Source organism: Massilia mucilaginosa (genome assembly GCF_011682145.1).
Lineage (GTDB): Bacteria > Pseudomonadota > Gammaproteobacteria > Burkholderiales > Burkholderiaceae_D > Telluria_A > Telluria_A mucilaginosa.
This window is the reverse complement of sequence record NZ_WHJH01000399.1, coordinates 1-225: the sequence shown is the minus strand read 5'-3', so window position 1 is coordinate 225 and position 225 is coordinate 1. Positions and strand designations below refer to the sequence as shown.

1 protein-coding gene is annotated in these 225 nt (G+C 57.3%); it reads right to left on the bottom strand.

The window, feature by feature from the left end:
- Nucleotides 1–225: transposase (locus F2P45_RS36680; RefSeq protein WP_229505464.1), on the bottom strand; the 225-nt coding region annotated here is incomplete at both ends.

Here is a 225-nt window from a genome sequence, read left to right as displayed (position 1 = left end):
AGACGCACCGCATTGGGTACCACGTCTTGCGATTGCGCAGCCACCCACCGGTCGATGGCGCGAAGTCTGGTCGGCTCGGCCATCGCAAGGAGCTTGGGGTTGCAGGCGAAACCGAAAATGAAGTCCATGTTCGACATCCCATCGATCAAGCCCATTAATTCAGGGCCACTGAAGTGTCCGTCGCCACGTACGAGAATATGCGTATCGGGGAAGTGCTGACGAATC